This is a genomic window from Vagococcus bubulae, assembly GCF_003950315.1.
Taxonomy (GTDB): Bacteria; Bacillota; Bacilli; order Lactobacillales; family Vagococcaceae; genus Vagococcus; species Vagococcus bubulae.
Window position 1 is genome coordinate 1 of record NZ_NGJT01000019.1, and the last position, 21,886, is coordinate 21,886.

The 21,886-nt window shown below is 31.5% G+C and carries 31 protein-coding genes and 1 other RNA gene; 3 read left to right on the forward strand and 29 right to left on the reverse strand.

Annotated features, from left to right (window positions below):
• Nucleotides 1–447 precede the first annotated feature (447 nt).
• From CBF36_RS09275 to CBF36_RS09355, 20 genes are all read right to left on the reverse strand, one after another.
• The gene (locus CBF36_RS09275; RefSeq protein WP_125958181.1) at nucleotides 448–666 is read right to left on the reverse strand and encodes a hypothetical protein; all 219 of its coding nucleotides are present in this window, start codon (nucleotides 664–666) and stop codon (nucleotides 448–450) included.
• A gap of 378 nt (nucleotides 667–1,044) precedes the next feature.
• Nucleotides 1,045–1,605 carry a hypothetical protein gene (locus CBF36_RS09280; protein WP_125958182.1) on the reverse strand — a complete coding sequence of 187 codons (561 nt, stop codon included), beginning with the start codon at nucleotides 1,603–1,605 and terminating at the stop codon, nucleotides 1,045–1,047.
• A gap of 13 nt (nucleotides 1,606–1,618) precedes the next feature.
• Entirely contained in the window at nucleotides 1,619–2,533 is a 915-nt protein-coding gene (locus tag CBF36_RS09285; protein WP_125958183.1) for a DUF6731 family protein, read from the reverse strand.
• Between the two features lie 488 nt (nucleotides 2,534–3,021).
• Entirely contained in the window at nucleotides 3,022–3,648 is a 627-nt protein-coding gene (locus CBF36_RS09290; protein ID WP_125958184.1) for a DUF5067 domain-containing protein, read from the reverse strand.
• A 295-nt stretch (nucleotides 3,649–3,943) separates the two neighbouring features.
• Nucleotides 3,944–4,564, reverse strand: a complete 621-nt coding sequence (locus tag CBF36_RS09295) for a hypothetical protein (protein ID WP_125958185.1) — start codon at nucleotides 4,562–4,564, stop codon at nucleotides 3,944–3,946.
• Between the two features lie 48 nt (nucleotides 4,565–4,612).
• Entirely contained in the window at nucleotides 4,613–4,801 is a 189-nt protein-coding gene (locus CBF36_RS09300) for a hypothetical protein (protein ID WP_125958186.1), read from the reverse strand.
• A 12-nt stretch (nucleotides 4,802–4,813) separates the two neighbouring features.
• On the reverse strand, nucleotides 4,814–5,536 hold the full coding sequence (locus CBF36_RS09305; RefSeq protein ID WP_125958187.1) for a hypothetical protein: 723 nt from the start codon (nucleotides 5,534–5,536) through the stop codon (nucleotides 4,814–4,816).
• The gene (locus tag CBF36_RS09310) at nucleotides 5,533–5,901 is read right to left on the reverse strand and encodes a MotA/TolQ/ExbB proton channel family protein (protein ID WP_125958188.1); all 369 of its coding nucleotides are present in this window, start codon (nucleotides 5,899–5,901) and stop codon (nucleotides 5,533–5,535) included. The genes CBF36_RS09305 and CBF36_RS09310 overlap by 4 nt, the downstream gene beginning before the upstream one ends.
• A 1-nt stretch (nucleotide 5,902) precedes the next feature.
• Complete coding sequence (locus CBF36_RS09315) at nucleotides 5,903–6,283, reverse strand: phage replication protein (protein ID WP_125958189.1); 381 nt, start codon at nucleotides 6,281–6,283, stop codon at nucleotides 5,903–5,905.
• A gap of 207 nt (nucleotides 6,284–6,490) precedes the next feature.
• The gene (locus CBF36_RS12300; RefSeq protein WP_165865448.1) at nucleotides 6,491–6,652 is read right to left on the reverse strand and encodes a hypothetical protein; all 162 of its coding nucleotides are present in this window, start codon (nucleotides 6,650–6,652) and stop codon (nucleotides 6,491–6,493) included.
• Between the two features lie 23 nt (nucleotides 6,653–6,675).
• A complete protein-coding gene (locus CBF36_RS09320) occupies nucleotides 6,676–7,275 on the reverse strand; it encodes a hypothetical protein (protein WP_125958190.1) in 600 nt (199 codons plus the stop codon).
• Nucleotides 7,276–7,285: 10 nt separating this feature from the next.
• Nucleotides 7,286–7,777, reverse strand: a complete 492-nt coding sequence (locus tag CBF36_RS09325) for a hypothetical protein (protein WP_125958191.1) — start codon at nucleotides 7,775–7,777, stop codon at nucleotides 7,286–7,288.
• A gap of 15 nt (nucleotides 7,778–7,792) precedes the next feature.
• Complete coding sequence (locus tag CBF36_RS09330) at nucleotides 7,793–8,629, reverse strand: ATP-binding protein (protein ID WP_125958192.1); 837 nt, start codon at nucleotides 8,627–8,629, stop codon at nucleotides 7,793–7,795.
• Nucleotides 8,630–8,639: 10 nt separating this feature from the next.
• The gene (locus CBF36_RS09335) at nucleotides 8,640–9,545 is read right to left on the reverse strand and encodes a phage replisome organizer N-terminal domain-containing protein (RefSeq protein WP_243638009.1); all 906 of its coding nucleotides are present in this window, start codon (nucleotides 9,543–9,545) and stop codon (nucleotides 8,640–8,642) included.
• A complete protein-coding gene (locus CBF36_RS12540; RefSeq protein WP_276330748.1) occupies nucleotides 9,538–9,669 on the reverse strand; it encodes a hypothetical protein in 132 nt (43 codons plus the stop codon). The genes CBF36_RS09335 and CBF36_RS12540 overlap by 8 nt, the downstream gene beginning before the upstream one ends.
• A complete protein-coding gene (locus tag CBF36_RS09340; RefSeq protein WP_125958194.1) occupies nucleotides 9,669–9,953 on the reverse strand; it encodes a hypothetical protein in 285 nt (94 codons plus the stop codon). Before CBF36_RS09340 ends, CBF36_RS12540 begins: the two co-directional genes overlap by 1 nt.
• A gap of 120 nt (nucleotides 9,954–10,073) precedes the next feature.
• Nucleotides 10,074–10,352, reverse strand: a complete 279-nt coding sequence (locus CBF36_RS09345; protein ID WP_125958195.1) for a hypothetical protein — start codon at nucleotides 10,350–10,352, stop codon at nucleotides 10,074–10,076.
• 1 nt (nucleotide 10,353) lies between these two features.
• Nucleotides 10,354–10,530: a hypothetical protein gene (locus CBF36_RS12305; RefSeq protein WP_165865449.1), complete on the reverse strand. Its 177-nt coding sequence runs from the start codon at nucleotides 10,528–10,530 to the stop codon at nucleotides 10,354–10,356.
• Nucleotides 10,531–10,594: 64 nt separating this feature from the next.
• Entirely contained in the window at nucleotides 10,595–10,870 is a 276-nt protein-coding gene (locus tag CBF36_RS09350) for a MerR family transcriptional regulator (RefSeq protein ID WP_125958196.1), read from the reverse strand.
• A gap of 36 nt (nucleotides 10,871–10,906) precedes the next feature.
• Nucleotides 10,907–11,119 carry a helix-turn-helix transcriptional regulator gene (locus CBF36_RS09355; RefSeq protein ID WP_243638010.1) on the reverse strand — a complete coding sequence of 71 codons (213 nt, stop codon included), beginning with the start codon at nucleotides 11,117–11,119 and terminating at the stop codon, nucleotides 10,907–10,909.
• Between the two features lie 126 nt (nucleotides 11,120–11,245).
• Here CBF36_RS09355 and CBF36_RS09360 point away from each other — a divergent pair, with 126 nt between their 5' ends.
• Together CBF36_RS09360 and CBF36_RS09365 are read left to right on the forward strand one after the other, a co-directional pair.
• Complete coding sequence (locus tag CBF36_RS09360; RefSeq protein WP_125958197.1) at nucleotides 11,246–11,830, forward strand: helix-turn-helix domain-containing protein; 585 nt, start codon at nucleotides 11,246–11,248, stop codon at nucleotides 11,828–11,830.
• Between the two features lie 50 nt (nucleotides 11,831–11,880).
• Complete coding sequence (locus tag CBF36_RS09365; protein WP_125958198.1) at nucleotides 11,881–13,026, forward strand: site-specific integrase; 1,146 nt, start codon at nucleotides 11,881–11,883, stop codon at nucleotides 13,024–13,026.
• 101 nt (nucleotides 13,027–13,127) lie between these two features.
• Here CBF36_RS09365 and ssrA read toward each other — a convergent pair.
• The 9 genes from ssrA to CBF36_RS09410 all read right to left on the reverse strand — a co-directional run bounded on the left by ssrA (nucleotide 13,128) and on the right by CBF36_RS09410 (nucleotide 20,845).
• Nucleotides 13,128–13,494, reverse strand: a transfer-messenger RNA (tmRNA) gene (gene ssrA, locus CBF36_RS09370).
• Between the two features lie 155 nt (nucleotides 13,495–13,649).
• On the reverse strand, nucleotides 13,650–13,952 hold the full coding sequence (locus tag CBF36_RS09375) for an ArsR/SmtB family transcription factor (RefSeq protein ID WP_125958199.1): 303 nt from the start codon (nucleotides 13,950–13,952) through the stop codon (nucleotides 13,650–13,652).
• 15 nt (nucleotides 13,953–13,967) lie between these two features.
• Complete coding sequence (locus CBF36_RS09380) at nucleotides 13,968–15,686, reverse strand: phospho-sugar mutase (protein ID WP_125958200.1); 1,719 nt, start codon at nucleotides 15,684–15,686, stop codon at nucleotides 13,968–13,970.
• Between the two features lie 181 nt (nucleotides 15,687–15,867).
• The gene (locus CBF36_RS09385) at nucleotides 15,868–16,926 is read right to left on the reverse strand and encodes a YdcF family protein (RefSeq protein ID WP_243638012.1); all 1,059 of its coding nucleotides are present in this window, start codon (nucleotides 16,924–16,926) and stop codon (nucleotides 15,868–15,870) included.
• A 42-nt stretch (nucleotides 16,927–16,968) separates the two neighbouring features.
• Nucleotides 16,969–18,375, reverse strand: coding sequence for an ABC transporter ATP-binding protein (locus tag CBF36_RS09390; RefSeq protein ID WP_125958202.1), 1,407 nt, complete (start codon nucleotides 18,373–18,375; stop codon nucleotides 16,969–16,971).
• Nucleotides 18,372–19,076, reverse strand: coding sequence for an energy-coupling factor transporter transmembrane component T (locus CBF36_RS09395; RefSeq protein WP_125958203.1), 705 nt, complete (start codon nucleotides 19,074–19,076; stop codon nucleotides 18,372–18,374). Before CBF36_RS09395 ends, CBF36_RS09390 begins: the two co-directional genes overlap by 4 nt.
• A gap of 23 nt (nucleotides 19,077–19,099) precedes the next feature.
• Nucleotides 19,100–19,678, reverse strand: coding sequence for an MptD family putative ECF transporter S component (locus tag CBF36_RS09400; protein ID WP_125958204.1), 579 nt, complete (start codon nucleotides 19,676–19,678; stop codon nucleotides 19,100–19,102).
• Nucleotides 19,679–19,951: 273 nt separating this feature from the next.
• Nucleotides 19,952–20,392: a YtxH domain-containing protein gene (locus CBF36_RS09405; RefSeq protein WP_125958205.1), complete on the reverse strand. Its 441-nt coding sequence runs from the start codon at nucleotides 20,390–20,392 to the stop codon at nucleotides 19,952–19,954.
• A 24-nt stretch (nucleotides 20,393–20,416) separates the two neighbouring features.
• Entirely contained in the window at nucleotides 20,417–20,845 is a 429-nt protein-coding gene (locus CBF36_RS09410) for a DUF948 domain-containing protein (RefSeq protein ID WP_125958206.1), read from the reverse strand.
• Between the two features lie 121 nt (nucleotides 20,846–20,966).
• Here CBF36_RS09410 and CBF36_RS09415 point away from each other — a divergent pair, with 121 nt between their 5' ends.
• Entirely contained in the window at nucleotides 20,967–21,866 is a 900-nt protein-coding gene (locus tag CBF36_RS09415; protein WP_125958207.1) for a mechanosensitive ion channel family protein, read from the forward strand.
• Nucleotides 21,867–21,886 lie beyond the last annotated feature (20 nt).

Here is a 21,886-nt window from a genome sequence, read left to right on the forward strand (position 1 = left end):
GAATCTTCCTTTCTAAAATTTGGTTTGGTCACTTTAATTTTACCTGGAAAATTCGTATGTTTCTTTTTTTATGTAAAAAAATAGATGCAGATGAATTTCTTCATCCACATCAAAAATTATACAGCCATATTTTTATGATTGTTTTAAGTTTGCTACCTTATGATAAACATATCAATTAAGAAAGAAGGTGATGGTTGCATTTGAAACTATTATATTTTGTAAATTTATTTTCTTAATGTACAAAGAATCAAAGAAATCATCACCAAACTATTGAGTAATAGAGGCTAATTTGCCTCTATTCTCATCCTTTTGTGGGCGAACGTGGTGTTTAACTCTAAGAGGCTAAGCAGATGTTTGTTCTCTATTCATCGAGGTGTAGGTTCGAATCCTACCGTCCACGTTACTTTAGAAAAATAAAAAACCACTCAGATGAGTGGCATATCGTAATTAATTTTTACTGTATCGATTTTTATAAATGTATGTTTCCTCATCTACACTAACCCCAGATTTTTCAACGGTTTTAATCAATACTAAATGGGTATTCTTAAATTTATCTCTGATAATAATCGTATTTTTTAAAATCTGTTCAACTCGACCTACTACTTTTTCCTGATGCACTGTTGGGTATTCAATAATTGAACCTATAGAAACTAGAGTCTTAGACATATTAAATCAATCCCTTCTAGCTTCTATTATACCACAGTTTAAAAATTCTCCATTTTTTTAATTACTCCACTCATATTACCTACTAAGAAAATGACATTCAAAACAAAAAATAAGACTGCTAAACTCTGACATATCATTGATACATCAAGATTTAAACAGTCTTATCGTTTTAAAGGAATGGAGGCGGCGGGAGCAGATGTCCTTAAATCTCTATTTGTTATTGATAGTTTCCTACTATAGTATGTAGAAAACATTACGCATTTTAATATCATTATTAAACACTATAAAAATACAAACCGTATTCAATTACGTATTCAAAAAATATTCATTACCACGGGCGAGTTAATTTAATTAAACAAACACTACAAGTATGCATAATCAATCTGATTCATTAAAAGTATATTTCCGCTGAATTTCCAACTCTTTTTCTTTTGTTATCTTAGAAGTTGAAGGCGGTTTTTTTGATTTATCATCTTGATAAAATGATATTAACAATAGATAGAAGATTGTTTTTATTGATGAAACAGTAGCATAGATTAAACAAAAAAACCAGATAATTAATATTGTATCAGTCATCTTTAAAGTGGGTTCAAATTTAGTTAAGGATTGAAGTACTATAGACAAAATTAAAACGATAAAGTTACTTAATAATGTTTCCAGACTATATTTGAATACGATTTTATCTCCATTTACACCTTTTAATTTTTTCATCACATCAGATTCTGTAATAGTGACTATTATTCCAAACAAGGCTATCAAAACACCAATTATTATTGATGTATAATTTATTATAGAATCTAAAATCGAGTCTATCCCTGGTAGTTTTTGACTAATAAATTTAAACCTCCAGTTCATCCCAAGCATTATAATTCCAAAAATAAATGGCAAGCTAGTTATCAACCAGTCTAAATTAATATCTTTCTTTTTATTTTTTTTCATATTAACATCCTTATCATCTAATTAAGCATTGAATAATGTGCATCCTTCTATTTTCCCTTTCAGCTCCAGGACAATATTTAGTTCCTAATTTATCCATCATTGCTAAAAAATTTATTGGATTTCTCCCTTCTATTTCAAATGAGATTTCATCCTGTGGAGAATCAGATATCAAATTAATCATTTCTGACTTTGTTTCATTAGCTTCTATAATCCTCATCTTAGCTTTATCAAAAACAGTAGGATTATCTCTAATATCTTGAACTAACAAGTTAAATTCATCTTCTTCAATGTTAGCATCTCTGCTCTTCCCTACAGATAATGTTAATTCTAAGTAAGGAGACGGTGCTTGTTCCATTCCTTGTAAAACCCTACCTATAGTACTTCTAAATCTCCCTAAATTCCCTTCCTCTAAAACACCTTCAACGTCTGCAATTCTAACATTAACTGTCCTACAACGTTCAGCCCTTCCAACCCTATCAAAACTATCAAAAGAAACAATTCTTTTTAGATCTATTAACTCATCCTCTATAGTGGAGTTAAGATAATACTTAATACCAACTGGTGTTATACTATGCATATTTTTTTGAATCATAAGTACATCATAGGTTGGATCATATAAACAGCTAACATCTTCACTAACATACTGATCATCATTCAAATCCATAAACTCACTTGGAGTAGCCATACCAGAAAATGAAGGAATGTCATTGGTTCTTAATCTCATAAATCTTAAAAACCACATTTCATAAGTTCCATTATAAAAAGCTTCCTCCAACCTTATGTTATCTCCTTTGTATGGTCTAATTCTTTGTTCTAATTCTAATTCTAACATTTGATCAATCCAATTTAATAAATTATACCCTACATCCGTATTATCAACTTGATGAGTAATTGTATAATATTCACATTTAAACTTTTTTGTAGTCATTTTTTTCCTCCAAATAATTATATTAGCTTACCTTCTATATAAAACAAAAAAGACATAAGATAACAATAGTATCTTACATCTCAGCTAATATAATCTCAAAGGACTATACGTTTATTATATCAGAACTGACGTTCCCTGTAAAATGATTAGCATGTTAAAAAGATACCTGATACGAATAATAGTTGCAACAGGTATACACAAAAGGATAGGAATATTGTTCACACCCTTTGACCTGATGTGAATAATAAGCACCTCAGCTTTTTCGCTATCACTTTGAGTGATAACGACTGTACACAAACGACTTCTAAGACGTTTAAATTAAATTCTATGAGTGATAGATAATACCTTACCTAATCCTAATTGATTATTCTCTAAATTAGCTTCATAATTACAACACCAGTTAAAATGGAGTTAAGCTCAATAGATTATGGAGATATAAATTAATAATAAACTCATAGACATAGAAAAAAACACTCAAAACGAATGGTTTAAGTAGTTTCTATTTTTAATGGTGAAGTATTTAATAGTGTAGCGTATGGTTCAGCTATGTTTATAAATATTGGATAACCAGGAGTTTCTAAAGTTAGGGCTACGGCTGTTTTAATTTCTTTTCCTGGAAGAAGTTCAGCAAAAAATTTTTTATCATATTCATTATTATATTTTTCTTGTAATTCGTTGTTTGTTACATATTCGGGATCTTCTATACTTTTATCGTTTGTAGGATATAACATTTCAGCAGCATTTAAATAATTATAGTCTGTCGGGATATTATAAACAGAAGTATCATCTTGTTGCGTGATTTCTAACATATTCGAAAAAGCTTCTTTAGGTACTATATTTCTATCTGATTTGTTAGTTAGAGTGAACCAAACTATAATGCCTTCGCTATTATAAGCTTCACCAGTCTGCGTTTTGTCTATCTTTAAATCAAAGTCCGGTGTTTCTAAAAGACTATCTTTAAATGCATAACCATCAAAATTAGTTTTAGTTGGTATTTTTTCATTTTTAATACTTGTATTGACTGTTTCTTTAGTAGTTACTTCATTGTTATTCGAACAACTTGTCAATAATAATGATAGGGGTAACAACAAACTTAATAATATTTTTTTATTCATTCCAAACAACTCCTTTTTGTTATTTTATAATACCAAAAACAGACACTTTTATATAGTGCATGTTTACAATTCTATTACTATAATATATCCCCTAAAGAGATAAAGAACGATCTACTATCTTTAGAAACATAAGCTAAGTGACTATAATTAAAAGATACAGGTTCTTTAATATTGTTATATACATTTATGTTTATAATAACGGATTTTAAACCCATTTTACCATCAGATAAGCATCTGATTCTTAGATAATTTCCTCTGTTGTTACTGTTCTTTTTGTAAAAAAATAACCCACTAATTAAAGTGGGTTAACCAATTCCTCAATTCTACCATCTAGTTTATGTGTGTCTAAAACATACTCTATACCTCGATGAATTTCACCATCTATTTCTTGTGCTCCACCTTCCATAATACCTAAAATGTCGCTAGGTTCTGCTTTGATCATATAAATCTTACTTTCTTGATATTGATTTTTAAATAAATTCGCAAATTCTACTTTAGGCGTCCAAGACATACCAACTTTTAAGTTAGGCAAACTACCTCGATATAAAGTAATCGGCCCTATTTCTTCATATTTAATCTCTGTGTTAGTCAAATAGCCAACTTGTTTAAACTTGTCTACCCACCAATTATAACCAAGAAGTATAGCCGATCCTTTAGCTAACCAGGTATATATAAGATATTTTTGTTTATCCTCAAAACTTAGATTTTTCCACCATTTTTCCAACATAGCTGGCTTATCAAAAAGAAATGCTTCCGTAATGGCATATTCCGGACTATCACTATACCAACACCATTCCCTTTGTTTTCTGGCTTCATCCCAAAATAAATCCTCTTGGTATCGAGATAATTTATCCAAACCATAAGTATGTCTGAACATATCCCAATATACTTTTAAATTATATTCTTCATTAGTCACCGTCATATACCTCAATATTTTTTTAGTTTTACAGAACAACAAACTAATTCAATCTAAATCAGTTTGTTCTCTTGTACTAAATTTAAACCATTTATTAAAATTAGTTTTCCTTAGATTTTCAGATTCAGAAAAAGACATCTGTTTAAAGGCCTCATATTCTTCAATTTCAGCTTGCTCTTTTGCTCGTAACTGTTTCACTTGTTTTAGTTTATCTATTTCTTGTTTATAAATTCCCATACTATCCCCCGACTAATTTCTATGTGGTGTATTCCACTTTGTTTTCCAGCCCTCTTTATGGCTATCTTTTAAATCTAAATCTCTTGAAATGGTTCTAAACGTCATAATTGATCCATCTTCTTTATCAATGCCTGTTTCCAAGTAAGACGGATACATCGTAGTTGATGGAGATAATAATAATTTTAAAGACTGCTTAATTTTATTAATTTCAACGATAAATGGGTTTTTAGTTTCTTCATCTAATTCATGTTTCAATAGGTTACGATCATAATCCTTTAACTCATAAGATAAGTTATCTAAATACTGTAAAATAAATTCATCATCTTTAAACTCTTGATATATTTCTTTATACGCTGTTCGCTTATCTTCTGTACTATTGATTCTTGCTTTTACCTGTAATAAGTTGTTGTTTCGTTCTAGCTGAAGTAGTATCTTTTCTTCTGTTGTACTCGGCTCTAGATTTGGTTCTACTGTCGGTGTATAATCATTTTCTATGCTTTCAAGCTTATGTAATGCTACTGTATAACGATTAGACATCAATTCTTTAATCTTTGTCATTGTTTCACTTCTTAACTGATCTAAATACTCGCTTGTATAAGTACCCGCTTGTACAAACTTAGCTTGATTGTAAGAATTAATTAACGCTTTATACTCTTTATCCATTCCGTCAAATACACCAAACACATCTACTTTAAACTTTTCTTTTAACTCACTTAAACTTTTTGCTCGATTCATTCTTGCTCCTGCTTTCTAATTATTCTGTTTTTAATAAATTGCCATTGATTTGGTTCAATCACTTGTAATACCTTAAAACAATCACTATCCGTAATCTGATAAAATTTACCGCAACTCTTTCCAATATCTTGAACTTCTTTAATGTAGCCAACACCATTTAACAGTGATTTATAATACTCAACTGATTCTTCAATTTTCTTTTCAGCATTCTCTTTATATTCTTCTCCATATCGTCCAACACATTGACGTAATAGTTCATAATCACTTGTGCTAACGGCTAGTTTCACACTTAAATGGTCAATCAAATCGGGATCTTCTATCATTGGATAGATTGTTTTTTCAAGATTTTTAAGCCTGCTATTCATACTAGATTTCATCTTTAGTTGTCACACTTTCTAATTTTTCTATTCGTTCCTGTATATCATCAATTTCAAGGGAACGATAAGCAACATCTAAAATCGTTTTTGCCGACTGTACCCTAACACTAGGCGTTGAGTTTTGTCTATCTTTCATGACTTCTTCTAACACTTGTACTGCTTCATCTGATGCTTTCTGTAACCGCCCTGTGACTTGTTGCATTAATTCACGCCTAATAACTCGATATTCATTTATAAATGTTTCATCCTTTAAATACTTAAACCCTGTATTCTTATTAATTCCTGCCACGTCACATGCCTTTTCAATCGTATCTGTTTCAAATAATGCTCTTAAAAATTTCTCTTGCCTTTGATTTAATATGTCTGCCATTGTTTCACCTCCATTTTGATATACACATTTCGACTATTTTCGACTAAATGATTTGTTGACACAAACACCTATCATTTCTTTAAAATATAAAAAGAGGACAAATCAACAATTCAAATAGAATCATCAATTTGCCCTCTGGTTTTTCCAGTCAGACTTTATATATTTATACCCTTATTATACCATAAATATAGCGTTTCAAGTACATTCTTATACGTTTTTCACTACATTTTTATTCGGTTTGATACTCTCAGTTCGGTCAATATGAACCAATTCACCATTTTGAACTCTAAGAGATAACTCACAAAAATCATATACTTCAATCACTTGTTTTTGTCCTTTTGCATTTTCAAACGTTAATGTATTTTTCATAATATCTACTCCTATTCTATCTTTTATAAATAATTTAAATCACTATCTACCGCTTCACGTATAAAGCCATATCCCTCTAATTTTTCTACGCCTTTTTTTATGACCTCATTCGTCATGTCAAACACTTGCTTATCGTCACACATTACTCCATGCGTTAACACAATATCACTAACCGTGACATAATAATCTGAATAAGCAACTGCCTGTATATCAACAGACTTGATATATAAGGAATGATTGATTTTTAAATAAATGGTTTTCTCTCGTTCCATTATCTGCTTACCGACTTCTAACATATGTTTTTCCAGTTCAAACTCTGCCATCTGCCGTTGTTTTCGATAATCGGCTATATCAAGATTTAATTGATCCGCACGAACCTGGTCATTAATTGGAATTCGACTATTATAGATCCCCCTGTCAGAATCATAACTACTCACATTCTCACTATCATAGTATTTTTCTTTCAGTATCTTTAATTCATCTTTAGATAGCTTCGGTAAGCTATTAAACAATAGTTTAGCTCGTTCTATTTCATAAGGTAATAACTTATCTCGATTTTCTTCTAAGCACCGCCAACGTCTCAAATAATACTGTACGCGTATTTCTTTGTAATCTCTCCCCACTTTATCCCTCCTATATCGCAAATAATTCGCTTAACGTATCTAAGTTATCATCGAAATCGTGTGTCAATTCAATTTGTGGTAGTTTATCGGGTATCTCTATCCCGGCACGTAAACAAATGGCCCGTTCTATCTCGTCTATTTCATCCGTCAACTCATATTCTAGTTGCGGACTTAATTTTATTGGCTTATTCTCAATAAATCGTTGATACAAGCTCTTATACTCATCATGGGATAAGTTGTTTAAGTATTTGATGAAATACCTCTGACGTATCTCGTAACGCTTAATACGTTCATCAATCAGCTCTAACGCCTTGATGTGTTCTAAGACTTCTTTTTCAACTTTAAACGCTCGTGTATAAACCCCCATCTCACTAAACTCTGTTCGAGTTGCCATGTTTTGAAGATAAAACGCACGCTCGACTTGATTTTTATAAATCATCAGCCTATTTATTTCTTCAGACAATCTAAAATACTTTTTCACTAATGACCAATCATCAAACATGCGTTTTTCTCTCCTTTAACTTTTTAACGTACTGACAATTTCTCGTTTATCTGATACTTTTCCAAAATCAATATAGACAACATCTGTTTTTATTCGTGAGATAATTCGTTCATCTAAAATGAAGCCTAATTGCTCGATAGAGTGATTACTCGTAACGATGGTAGATTTACCCTCTCTAGCATTTAAAATGCTGTACAAGATACGTGTGACAAAATCAGACGCTTGTTTATTCGTATTCATACTAAGCTCTGCCCCAATATCATCGAGTACCAAAACATCCGCTTTATTTAGGCGTGTAAGATAATCATCTTCGGTCAGCGTATCAACATATTGGCTATTATATGATTTGCGTATCAATTCATATAACTTCGGTACTGATACAAACAAACATCGCCGGTCATTACTAATTGCATTGATATTCATTAATATCCCCATAGCGACGTGTGACTTACCTGTACCAGCAGGCCCAAATAAGAACACATTACGTTGATTTTCAATTATTTTTCTGGTGACTTCTGATGCTTGTTTTTTTATCTCACTTTCTGCATTTGTTTTATTAATATAGTCTTTCAATCCCTTATCTAAGATTGATTTATTGTGAACGATACTAAACCGTTTCAAATAATCCTTTTTATCTTTTGTTGAGTTTAACAAGTGTTTTTCCATTTGTTCTACTTGTATTTGCTTATCTTTATTTTCTACCCAACATTTAGGACAAATCACTTCATTATTTAGCAACATCATCGAGAACTTTTCATGTCCTGGTTTATCACAATGTTCATCTAACTCAATATAACCAGTTTTTTCAATAATACTTGGTGGTACTTCGATACAACCCATTTTTAAAGCCATTTAATCCCTCCTAATAAGGTAAATCATCCATAAAAATCTCAATATCTTCTGATACGTCAAGTTTGCCCGCTCGTTCATAATGATCTTGCCATTCTTTTTCTACTCTTTTCGCAGGTACTTGTTTATGATTCTTACCTGTCACAAATTCATCTAAGTAATTACGTTGATTAAAGAATGTGCTACCTTGCTTGATATACTGTGTATCAGTTTGTTGTAGCTCGATTTGTTTTTTATAGTCATTTATACCTTTGATGATTTGTTCATCTGTCACACCGTCTTTAATAGCTTTCTTGTATGATTCAAATGCTTTTGTTTTCCCTTGCTTCTTTGGATATTGTTCCCAAAGAGATTCAAACCGATTTTTCAAACTCACTTTATCAGCTTCTTTAGAAGATGATTGATCTATAGTATTATCTAACTCTATATCTATATCTTCTCTATCTCTTAGTTGCTTGTCGTTGCAGTTCGTTTCAACTGTGTTGCATTGCAACGCTTTAATGTTGCTTTGAAACACTTGTTCTTGTTTCTTTTTTGCCCTATGTCGCCTAGAACGTTCTGTACTGTATGCTTCTGAACCAATCATTTCAGGTACTCTATTTAAAAAATATTCATCTTGTTCTTCTATTTCAATTAATCCTTTAGCCTGTAAAAACTTCAATGTAATAGAAACGTTTTCCGTTTCTTCATCAATAAGTAACGCAATTTCTTCGGCAAAATCATCGCCTATGGATTCAAAATATAATCGTCCCTCATCTTTCAAACTAGCTAATAACATTTTTAAATAAATGATTGTGTAGGTATCTCCTCCTGCAATCTTTCTTAATAGCTTAATTTCTTTTTGATCAAAGAAATCTGTTTTTAATTGAAGCCAGTAATACCTTTTATTGTTAGGATTATTTTTAAATTTATTACTCAAAAACTTCACCGCCATAATCTTTCGCTTGCATGTTTCCTAAATCTTCTGCTGGCTTTTTGGCTGATAAATCAATAGCATGTAAAATGACAACTATTTTATTTAAATCAACTTTAGTCGTTTCCATTATTCATCACTCTCCAATTGTTCATCTGGACAGATGTTATTAGAAATAGCTTCTAATCTCTTGGCTATATACTCGAGGGATAAATCTAATCGTTCAAGTCCTCCACTTTGAATGAAATACTTGAAATTGAAATCATCACTACTAGCGAACAAATTATTTATCATAGAAATCAAATCACGATTTGAATTAACTAAGTCTCTTACACCAATAATTTCATCTGCTTCTTTAAACAGACTTTCCCACGTTATCTTATTACCCTTGATTGTTAAATGCTTTTTCTCCATAAGTAAATCTCCCTTTTTCATTGAATGTAAAGTAAAAATGCTTTATAATAGGGATAAATAGTCTGTTCAAATTCTATTTATCCCAAGTTGTTAAGAACGCCAATTCTTAGCAACTTATTTTTATTCATATAAAAAACTTTCAATCGTGTCATATCTTTCAATCCACTGCTTTAATTCATTCAAGTCATTAATGACCATTTCTAACTTTTCGATAGGTAGAATCATTTCAACATCTTTATGGTTAAGAACTCTTGAATTTTGGCAATCAAATAATACTCTTAGAATATCCGCATTGTTATTTGCTCGCTTTTGAAGTTCTTCTCTTTCTATATTAATTCTTCCTTGTAAATCTTCCACTGTTGGATTTTCCTCAATTTCAAAATTAAGTATTTTACTCATATCATTTTCCTCTTTTAGTTTTTATAATTCGTTGATAACTTTTTTCATCCCAAAGCATTAATACAAATAGAATGATTGGTGTAATAATAATTAATATTAGTTCTATACTAATTGAATAAGTAAACGCTCCTAATAGATATATCCCTAATAGTAGCCATAATCTTCTTACTCGATACATATACTCACCTCCTTAAAATTCAATCTGTTAATTTTGTCTTACCTACTCGCCCAAGTGGTATTCCTTAATCAATTTGTTGTTGCGTGATCCATCTGCGACATTCATCAACATCATAAAATTTTCTCTTACCTATCGAACTAAAAGGAAGTCCTAATTTTTCATACTGCCTAAGTGTTGTAGGACTAATGCCTAAATACGAACTCATTTCAATTGTATTCATAATTTTTTTATTTGTTCCTGCGTCCTCTTTAGCTTTTTCTAGTTCTTCTATAAATAATGAATATAGATAATTTCTAAATGATTCCTCATTAGCTAAAGTTACCTTTAATTGTTCATACATAAAATCTCCACCACCTTAAAATACTTTTGCATACCTTTAACTAAAAAAAATATCGTCAATGCTAATATTCGGAAGAAAATTACTAATATATTCTTTAAATTTCTTTTTTTCAGAATCATTAAATTTATTCACTCCTCTTTCCTTATTGCTATAACCTTGTTTAGATATACCTAGTATTTCTCCCATTTCAGTTTGATTCAGTCCTATCATAACTCTATAGCCTGCAACTTTATTTAATTTATTTTTCAATCACATCAGCTCCACTCTCTTTACTTTTGCATACTCTAATATTATCCCTTGTTCTTTACTATGTCAATACTTTTGTTTACTTTTTATAAAAAATTCTGTATTATTACAATTAGAGAGGTGTATAGAATGAAAAAATCTTTAGGAGATCGTATTAAATCAATCCGGTTAGAAAAAGGCTATACTATGGAAGATTTTGGTAAATTTTTCCAAACAAGTAAAGGAACTGTGAATAATTGGGAAAAGAATAGAAATAAACCAAATAGAGAAAATTTAAAAAAAATAGCAGAGATAGGTAACGTATCAGTTGACTATCTTATTGGATTAAGTGATTTTAAAAATGAATATGAAATGAATTTATATAAGGAGCAATTTAAACAACTATCACAGTATCAATCTCAACAAGTTAACGCTATTGTAAGTAATATAAAGTATTTACTAGTTGAATTAGAAAAAAATCAAGATGAAGATACCAAACAAAACGTGTTAGATTCATTAACAAATACAATTAGTTACTTAGCGTTATACAGTTCTGAAGATTCAAAAAAAATAGACAATCTTATTACTACATTAACTTATTTATTTGATGGCTTACGTGGTATATATAGCCTAAGATATAAGAATGATAATGAAAAAAATTCTTATAAAAACTATTTGGAACTAAGAGAACAGTTAATTAAAAATATTGACGATTTTTACAACATGAATAAATAATTTAACCTCCAACCTACCTACTCGCCCGTGGTTAGATAGGAGAATGGAACATGGCTATATTTAAACAATACACAAAAAAAGATGGCTCTAAGGCTTGGTTATTACAAGCATATTTGGGAGTTGATGAAGTAACTGGCAAAGAGGTTAGAACGACCAGGAGAGGCTTTAAATCGAAGAAAGAAGCACAATTAAAGCTAAATGAGTTAGTATTGGAGTTTGAAAAGAACGGATTAAAGAAAAATGAACAGCTTACCTTTAATCAAGTTTATAACGATTGGATTGAACAGTATAAAAATACTGTAAAAGAAAGTACATTTAAAAAGACAATCACACTATTCAAACATCACATATTACCTTTTTTCGGTAACATGAGAATCAACAAGATTGAAGTAAGTCATTGTCAAAAAGCCGTTAATTTATGGGCAAAGAAGTTAAAAAGATTTAAAATGACAGTAAATTATGCTGGCATGGTATTTGATTACAGTATCAGATTAGGTTTAATTTCCAATAATCCAATGAAATTAATTACAATGCCTGTTATAAAAAATGAAGTTGAGGAAGAAGTTAATAATTTCTATACAAAAGATGAATTGACTCAATTCTTTAACTATCTTGAAAAAGAAAATGATCCAAAAATTTATGCTCTATTTAGAGTATTAGCTTTTGTTGGTTGCCGTAAAGGCGAAGCTCTAGCATTAACTTGGAATGATATTAATTTTGAAGATAAACAAATCATTATTAATAAAACTCTTACTAGAGGTATTAACAACAACCTTATTATTCAAACACCTAAAACGGCTCATTCTAAGCGTGTTATTAGTGTTGATGATAAAACACTAGACATCTTAAAAAAATGGCGTGTCACTCAAAAGAAAGAGTACTTCATACGAGGTTACAACACATTAAACAAATCTCAATTAGTATTTAGTAACACTGCTAATGACTTGTTACAACCTACCATCACTAGAAAATTTCAAGTGAGATTAGAAAATAAATATGGTATGAGAAGAATTACGACACACGGTTTTAGACATACTCATTGTTCTTTATTATTTGAAGCAGGAGCAAGCATTAAAGAAGTTCAAGATAGATTAGGTCATACAGACATTCAAACTACGATGAATATATACGCTCATGTTTCTCAAAAAAAGAAAGAACAAACAGCCGATATTTTTGCTGATTATGTTGGAATTTAACCAAACCGTATTCAAAACCGTATTCAAAACAAAAAATAAGACTGCTAAACTCTGACATATCATTGATACATCAAGGTTTAAACAGTCTTATATTATAATTGGAATGGAGGCGGCGGGAGTCGAACCCGCGTCCAAACACATTGCCACCTAAACATCTACGCTCATAGTTACTCTATTTAAATTTCGCTCAAGTCTCTGCCGAGCAACTGGCCGTAACTTTCGCTAGTCTGATGATCTCTTCTAAATTTTACAGACGGAAAAATTTAGCGTATCCCACTCAATTTGAGACCCTTACTTGAGCACATGGGCGATGCCAAGAGGATCTTTACCCGCTGTTTTTAGGCAGCTAAGGCAAAAGTATTGTTTTCGTTTTTAGCAGTTATATTTAACTGTAACGTTTTAACGTAGACGTAACCTACGAAGCGCAATTCAAGCTCAAACTATGCCTGTCGAATCCGTAACGCCCCCTTATTTATTAACTAAATTAGTATAACATAACTTACTACTCTTTTCAATTATCCAACAACTAGAATTTAATCACTATATTAGATTGAAAAATATAACATCACATGACATTCAAAAAAACAAGCCTTAAAGTCATTCATACTCTAAGGCTTATCATGTTAATCATGATTAATATGACTCATATGATCAAATGTTTGCGATAAAATACTTTTCACATGTTTATCGTCCAAACAATACACCACACTCTTTCCCTCTTTACGAGATTTTACTAAATGATTCTCTCGCAATAACTTTAGTTGATGAGAAACAGCAGATTGTTCCATATTCAAAAATTCAGTGATACTGCTGACATTCATTTCTTTCTCGGACAAGGCCACAAGAATTTTCAGCCGAGTTGGGTCTCCGATTGTTTTAAAAAAACGACTTGTTTGTTGAATCGTTTGAGAATTTAGCTCTTTCAATTAGACATCTCCCCTCTAATTATTGTATTTAGCTAATACATCACCAAATCGTTCTATTTTATTATCAACAGCTTCTTTTGTTTCAGCAACTGCTCCAATATAAAATTTAATTTTTGGTTCCGTTCCAGAAGGTCTAATCGCAATCCAGCTACCATCTTCTAAAAAGAATTTTAAAACATTAGCATTTGGTAAATCTAGTGTTTCTATTGTACCATTTGAAAGCATTCTTTTACCAACAGAATAATCTTCAGTGTAATTAACCTTTACTTCACCAAATGTTGTTGGTAAATCAGCTCTTATATCTTGCATTAAACGAGAAATCTCTTGCAAACCTTCCATACCAGACTTGGTCACAGATATTGTTTTTTCTTCAAAATAACCAAACTCTTTATAAAGGTCTAATAATGCATCGTATAACGTTTGATTTTTTTCCATATAATATGTCGCCATCTCTGCTAATAAAACCAAGGCTTGAATAGCATCTTTATCACGAACAAATGGTTTGACTAAATAACCATAACTTTCTTCAAAACCAAACAGAAATTCATTTGATTGTGTTCTTTGGGCTTCTTTAATTTGTTCTGCAATAAATTTAAATCCAGTCAAAACATTTTTCATTTCAACGTCATATTTTTCACAAATACGTGTTGGTAATTCACTCGAAACAATTGATTTCAAGACTAGACCGTTCTTAGGTAATTCTTGTTTCTCACTTTTTTTGGTTAAGATATAATGAACCATTAAACTTGCTAGTTGATTTCCGGTCAACACACGATATTCGCCATTTGGTAATTTGACTGCCGCTCCCAATCGATCCGCATCTGGATCAGTGGCCACTAATAAATCAGCTGATAGTTTCTCACCCAAGCGAATGGCATATTCAAAAGCAGACAATTCTTCTGGGTTAGGTGATTTTACAGTGGTAAAGTTTGGATCTGCAATGGCTTGCTCTTCTACTAATGATACATTTGTAAAGCCAATTTGTGATAATGCACGCTCACCTAACATTTTTCCTGTTCCATGAAGCGGAGTAAAGACCATATTTAATTTTGAACCACTTCTTTTAATTAATTCATCGTCAATGGTAACCGTTAATATGTCTTTTAAATAACTATCGTCTACTTCTTTACCAATTATAGTGATAAAAGCCTCTGACTGGCTATCATCAATGATTTCTATTTCAAGTGGATTTTCCACACTACGAACAAATTCAGTCACTTTATCTGCGTCTTGTGGTGGCATTTGGGCACCATCTTCACCATATACTTTAAAGCCATTGTAATTTGCAGGGTTATGACTAGCAGTAATCATAATTCCAGCAATACAACCAAAATGACGCACAGCAAATGATAACTCAGGCGTCGGTCTTAAACTATCAAAAACATAAGATTTAATGCCATGACTAGCTAAGGTCTTAGCGGATTCCATCGCAAATTCAGGAGATTGATGTCTTGAATCATATGCAATAGCCACTCCTCTTTTTTTTGCTTCTTCACCTAATGTGCTGATAAATAAAGCTAAACCGTTTGCTGCTTGTCGAACAGTATAAATATTCATACGATTAATACCAGCTCCTAATATTCCTCTCATACCAGCAGTACCAAACTCTAAAGGAGCATAAAATGCATCTTGTAATTCGTTTTCATTTTTCTCTATTTGATTTAAATTATCTTTTAAAGTTGTTTCTAACTCATTAAATTGTTTCCATGTCGAATATGTTTCTTTCCAATCCATCATGTCACCTCATCTTATTTTTGTATTCTTTATTATAGCATTACACACTCGATTTTACTAAAAAATAAAAATGTGAAACATTCGACATATCTCACCACTTTTTTCTTTCATCTAGGATAATAAAAAAAGAGCTACTTTCTATGATTCAATCCCATCATAAAAAGTGAGCTTATTTAAAGTACTATTTCGCTACAAAGTACATAATAAATTGTAATAAAGAAACAATGAAGAAAAATCCTATAAAAAGTAGATGTTTTCGTTTGGTCATCACTAAATACCCAACATATTCACGAATAAAGGCAGTAGGTAAATAATACATTTTGGTTTTAGACCCAACACCTCTTGCATGTATACCCAAACGTGTTGCTATTTTTCCCGCACGTAACAGGTGGTAATTATTTGTTGCAATCACAACCTGTTTATCTTTAAAATCACTAATGCCATCTCTTACCCCAGCCAGTTTTTCAGAAAACTGAATATTTTCTTCTGTATTGGTTGACTGTTCTTCTAAATAAACTGTTTTTATGATAACTGGTAAGGAATCTAAGTAATGTTTCATTGCTTGTGCTTCTGATATTTTCTCATCTGGTCCTTTACCACCAGATAGAATAATCGTTGGTTCGTGCCCATATTTTCTTTTTTGTCTGACATAAAGAGCCACACCACGATCGATTCGACTAGCTAATAACGGTGTCACACGTTCACCATCTATTAACCCTGCTCCTAAAATAATGATGTAATCCACTTTTTTTGTAATAGGAAAATGATTATATAAAATAGCTGTTGTCCCATACATAATAAATAAAAAAATGAGATAAAATAGCGTTGCGGTTGAAAAACCTAATAAAGTCGTTAGAAAAATATTACGCGAATAAAATGTCACAAGTAACATCAAAGCCTGAACACCCAATAAGCCTAAAGCCACGATCAAAGGAACCAAATTACTAAAAGATCGCCCTTCTCTTTTTAAGAGAACTTTCTCATTCCAAAACAATCCAACAATACTAGCACTTAACCCCAACACACTCAAAAATAAAATAACTAATATAACCGGAACTAAAAAAATAAGTGCCAAACTTTGATTGGCTTTTTCTAATAATAAAATCAACAAAGTATACAATACACCTGAAGAAATTAGAAAGAAAAAACCATTCCATAAACTTGTTGGTCTAAAATAATTCCAATATAAAAAGCAAACTATTGGAACCCCAACAAAAATGATATAAAAAAATGCCGTCATACTCAACAAGATAAACACTCCTTTCCACAATTAGTTTGTAGATTAACTCACTATTTTACCTTCTTGCATTCGTAAAATCTGTGACGTTGTTTTTGCTAAAAATTCATTGTCATGGCTGATAACCAATACAAACAAACCATATGATTGGACTTTTCGTAGTAATCGGCTCACAGCGACCATATGACGATAGTCTAAGCCACTTGTTGGCTCATCTAGTATAATCCAATCTTTACCAGATAAGATGGCGCTCGCTATGGCTACACGCTGTTTTTCACCGCCAGAGAGATTTTGTGGATGTGATTGTAATAAATGAACTAAATTTAACTCCTCAACCACTTCATCAAATAGCTCTTTTCGTTTTGATTGCACTAATAACTCTTTTTCTACTGTTTCAAAAAATAATTGCAAATTAACATCTTGCATCACAAGAAAACTCCGATTAAGACGTTCTTTAGCAGATAAAGGTGTTCCGTTGAGTAAAAACACGGACTTCTTATCATGATCAGATAACAATCCTGTCAACAATTGAACAAAAGTTGTTTTTCCAGAACCATTTTCACCAATTAATCCAATAACTTTTGACGTATCAATAAATAATTCATTTATATGAAGGATAGTCTTTGATTGCTTGTAATGAAAATTCAGATGCTCTATATGAAGTTCAGAAGAATGATTTTCTTCTTTAACACTATCTTTCTTTAACCATAATTCAGTCGGTTCATTTAGTGTACGTAATCCCATTTCTTTTTGAATAGTTGGAAACAGTGAGTGAAAGTCAGCTGAAGGTAAATTATAGCAAATCTCACCTTGCTTTAGCACAATGTAGCGATCGGCTAGTTGTGTTAAATAAAACAAACGATGTTCAGCAATCACCAACGTACAGCCTTGTTCTTTCAATAATGATAGATAGGAAGAAATTTGTTTGATTGTTTGGTAGTCAAGATTACTAGAAGGTTCATCAAATAAAAACAAACGATGGGGCAACATACAAGCAGATGCAAAAGCAATTCGTTGCTTTTGACCACCTGATAGTTCGGTTACTTTTTTCCCCATTAACTCATCTAAGTCAAATATTTCAACCACTTCTGCCATACGTTCTTTAATATTATCTGGAGAAATGCCATAATTTTCCATTGAAAAAGCCAATTCACTAAAAACAGAGGTTGTAAAAAATTGTGTTTTAGGATTTTGAAACACTACCCCTATATCTTTTACATATTGATTAAAATCTAGTGGAGGTAAACTCGTTTCTAATACAGTCGCATCTCCCACTACTTCACCTTCGTACAATTCAGGAATTAAACCATTTAATAAACTAATAAGCGAGCTTTTCCCACTGCCACTTTCTCCAGTTAACACAACTACTTCACCAGTATTGATTGATAACTGAATATCTTTTAACACAGTTTTATCATCTCTTAAGAGGTTAACATGATCAAATTGAATCATAATATAACACCTCCCTCAATTAATAACAATACCAATAAACTTACTAGTAGTAAATAGTCTTGAACCTTTAATTTAATCGATATAACACTTGTATGCTGACCTTCATAGCCTAAACCACGTACCAGTGCAGCAGCAGATAATTCTTGAGCAGTATAGTCCACTTGCTTTAAAATAGGCACTAAAAAATATTCCAATGTTTGAATTGGGTGGTTAACAACTTGCGAAAAAGAGAGATAAATCCCTCTAAACTTCATTGCTTGTCTAATGGATTTGAAATCATGTCGCAATGTTGGGAAAAAACGGCAAATGACAATAAATGGAATGATGAAAAAATTTGGTAGATGCCATTTTTTCATCGCTGCTACCCATTCACCAACAGAAGTATTTTGTGTTGCAAACATTCCAGCAGCAACAGGTGGCAATAAATTTTTATACACAACCAAAATAAATGAGATTATAGCGGATAAAATCCCTGTAATCTCATGAAATAACGTTGCTGTCAAAAAAACTAACGCAATATAACTTACAAATACTGCCATCGCTTTTTTTAACGAACCACTCAGGCACAATAAACAGGTCATAAAGACCATAAAGATAAATTCAATGGATGGATTGGCTCGTGAAATTAATATTAAACTGGCAAAAATAACAGTGACTAATTTACTTCTTGGATCAAACATAATATATCTATTATTTTTCAAAACCAACCCACCTTCAAATTTATTTATTTTGCAAAATGTTTATTATAAATGATTTGACCTATTTTAAGTCCTACAAGACTTGTAATGACAACTAATATCATTGATACAAAGAAACTTGCAGTACTAACTCCTTCAAAGACACTATTAACATAAGTCATATCTTTTCCTTTGGCTAACAAAGAGTCCGTATAAGCATCTCTCATAAACCAAAGCGGTAAAATAGGACCTGTTAACCCAAAACTAAAAATAGTGTAACTCAACATCATTTTAGGTTTATCGGCTATCTTTGTTTTAGTTTGCACAAAGTCAGCTAGCAAAGGAAACAGAAAACTTGGTAAAAACGCTAATGGGAAATACCCAAACGCAAAAAAGAACACTGCCATAACAGAACCTACAATGGTAATAGCACCAAATTTTGGAATTTTATTTGCCACAATCATATAAATTGTTCCAGAAATAAGTGCTGACATACTTGGAACAAGTAAACTATGAAAAACTGGAACAGTAAAACGCATTAACATTGTGGCAATAAATACTGTAAAAAAATAGACTGTCGCATACACGCCTATTGAAATCAAATCTTGAACCTTTAACTTTTTCATAACATAAAAACTCCTCAAAAATTTTTTAACCTAGTCATTATAACATAGTTAAATTTGAGAGACATTTTTTTCACAAAAAAATTTCAATGTTTTTTTATTAATTTTACTAATATCAGTTGTTATTAGGTACACGATATGTCTTTTTACACCGTGTGTCTTTTTCTTTTTTATTTTAGAAAGCTTCTCTAATGACATACAAAAAAGGAACAAAATCCAGATTGACTTTGTTCCTTTTAGTTTAAACCAAAGACTTATAGGTCTGTCTCTTTTATATTATTTTTGGATGTCTTCAATCGCATCTGTTACATCATCTGAAATGTCATCAGTGCTTAACACAATATCATCTTCAACAATAGGTTTAACTGCTGATTTTAATTTTTCAGAATTAGCTTGAAAATCTTGACTAATCGTTTGTGTTTTATCTTTAAGATTATCAAGTAAATCTGAAGAATTGTCTTTCACTTGTGAAAGTTGTTCTCCTATCCAAGGGTATTCAGCTGTTTTTTCTTTTGCTAACTCTCCTAATTCAGCCCCTTTTTCTTGAGCTAAATCAACCAATTCACTTGCTTTACCATCAGACAAATCATCTAATTGTTCTATTAAATCTTTTCTCAGTTTTTTTCCACTAGTTGGTGCTAATAAAAGTGCTGCCGCTGCCGCTGCTGCCCCACCAATAAGCGCTCCTGCTAAAAACCCACTTGATTTTTTTGACATACGAGTTCCTCCTAATAAGTTACTTTATTTATTTTTCTTAAACAAACGAGAAGCTGTTTGTGCTGTTTTACCAACAACTGTTGCTGTAGCAACTGTTTTACTTGCTTCTCCAACTTTTGTTAACATGGCTTTACTTGAATCATTCAACTCTGATACACTTTCGCTTAAATCAGCAACAGCTTGAAATAATGGGTCAATAGTTTCAACTTTTTGCGTCACATCAGATAGTAAATCATTTCCAATGACTAATAAATCTTCACTTTGTTTTAATAGTATATCAACATCTTGTGTTAAAACTGTGACCGTTTTATCTGTTTGGTCTAAAATACCGTTGACTTTTTCCATTGACTTCGTTATATTTTTGTTTAATTGTAATAAAAAAATTACAAGTACTACAACTAATACTGCAAACGCTACAGCAGCAATTATTGCAGCAACTTCTGTCCCTGTCATATAAAACATCTCCTACCTTTCCTGTAAATTACTATCATTAGAATACCATTATCCACTTGATTTAACAACAATTTATACATTATTATGGTAGGTAACAGCTAACAAGAAAGGAGCATGACTTTTGCAAGAAACAACTTCAAGTTCTCAAACACCAGAAGTAATTAATGAAGCAGCCAAAAATGTCCGAGGGATTAATCGCTTTTTAAATCAACTTGATTGGAATAAAATTATTGCCTCGATGATTAACAAAGCTATCCTCATCTTAATTGTCATTTTGTTGTTAACCATTATTCGTAAAGTTTTATTCAAAGTGATTGATAAATCATTTACAAATAATAATAAGAAAAAAGATAATTATAGTGAAAATAGGATGCATACCTTACGAACTCTTTCAAAAAATGCTGTTCAATATACTTTATTCTTTATTGGAATATACTCAACGCTTACTCTCTTAGGTGTTCCAGTGGGCTCACTCATTGCTGGTGCTGGAATTGCTGGTATCGCCATTGGTCTTGGTGCACAAGGTTTTATCAATGATGTGTTAACAGGCTTTTTCATTATTTATGAACGTCAACTAGATGTTGGCGACCATGTCGTGATAGATAATATAGAGGGAATTGTCAATGATATTGGTCTTCGTACTACTCGAATTAAAAGCTTTAACGGAACGATGAATTACATTCCAAATAGGCAAATATTAATTGTCAGCAATTTATCTCGCGGTAACCAATTAGTAGTTGTTGATATACGTGTTGACCCAACAGATGATATTGATCATATCATGGATATCATGACAGCCATTAATGAAAAACAAATAATTAATATTACTGATATTCGTTCCGAACCAACGTTGGTTGGACTTGTGGATTTAGGCAGTGGAAACTTTGCGATTCGTTCCACTGTTTATGCTATTAGCGGTTCTCAATTTGGGGTCAAAACACAAATGATGACCGCCTATATTGAAGCTTTAACCAAAGCAGGAATTAAACTTCCTACCACACCAATTAATCTTAAAATATAAAAAAATGAGCCTCCTTCACT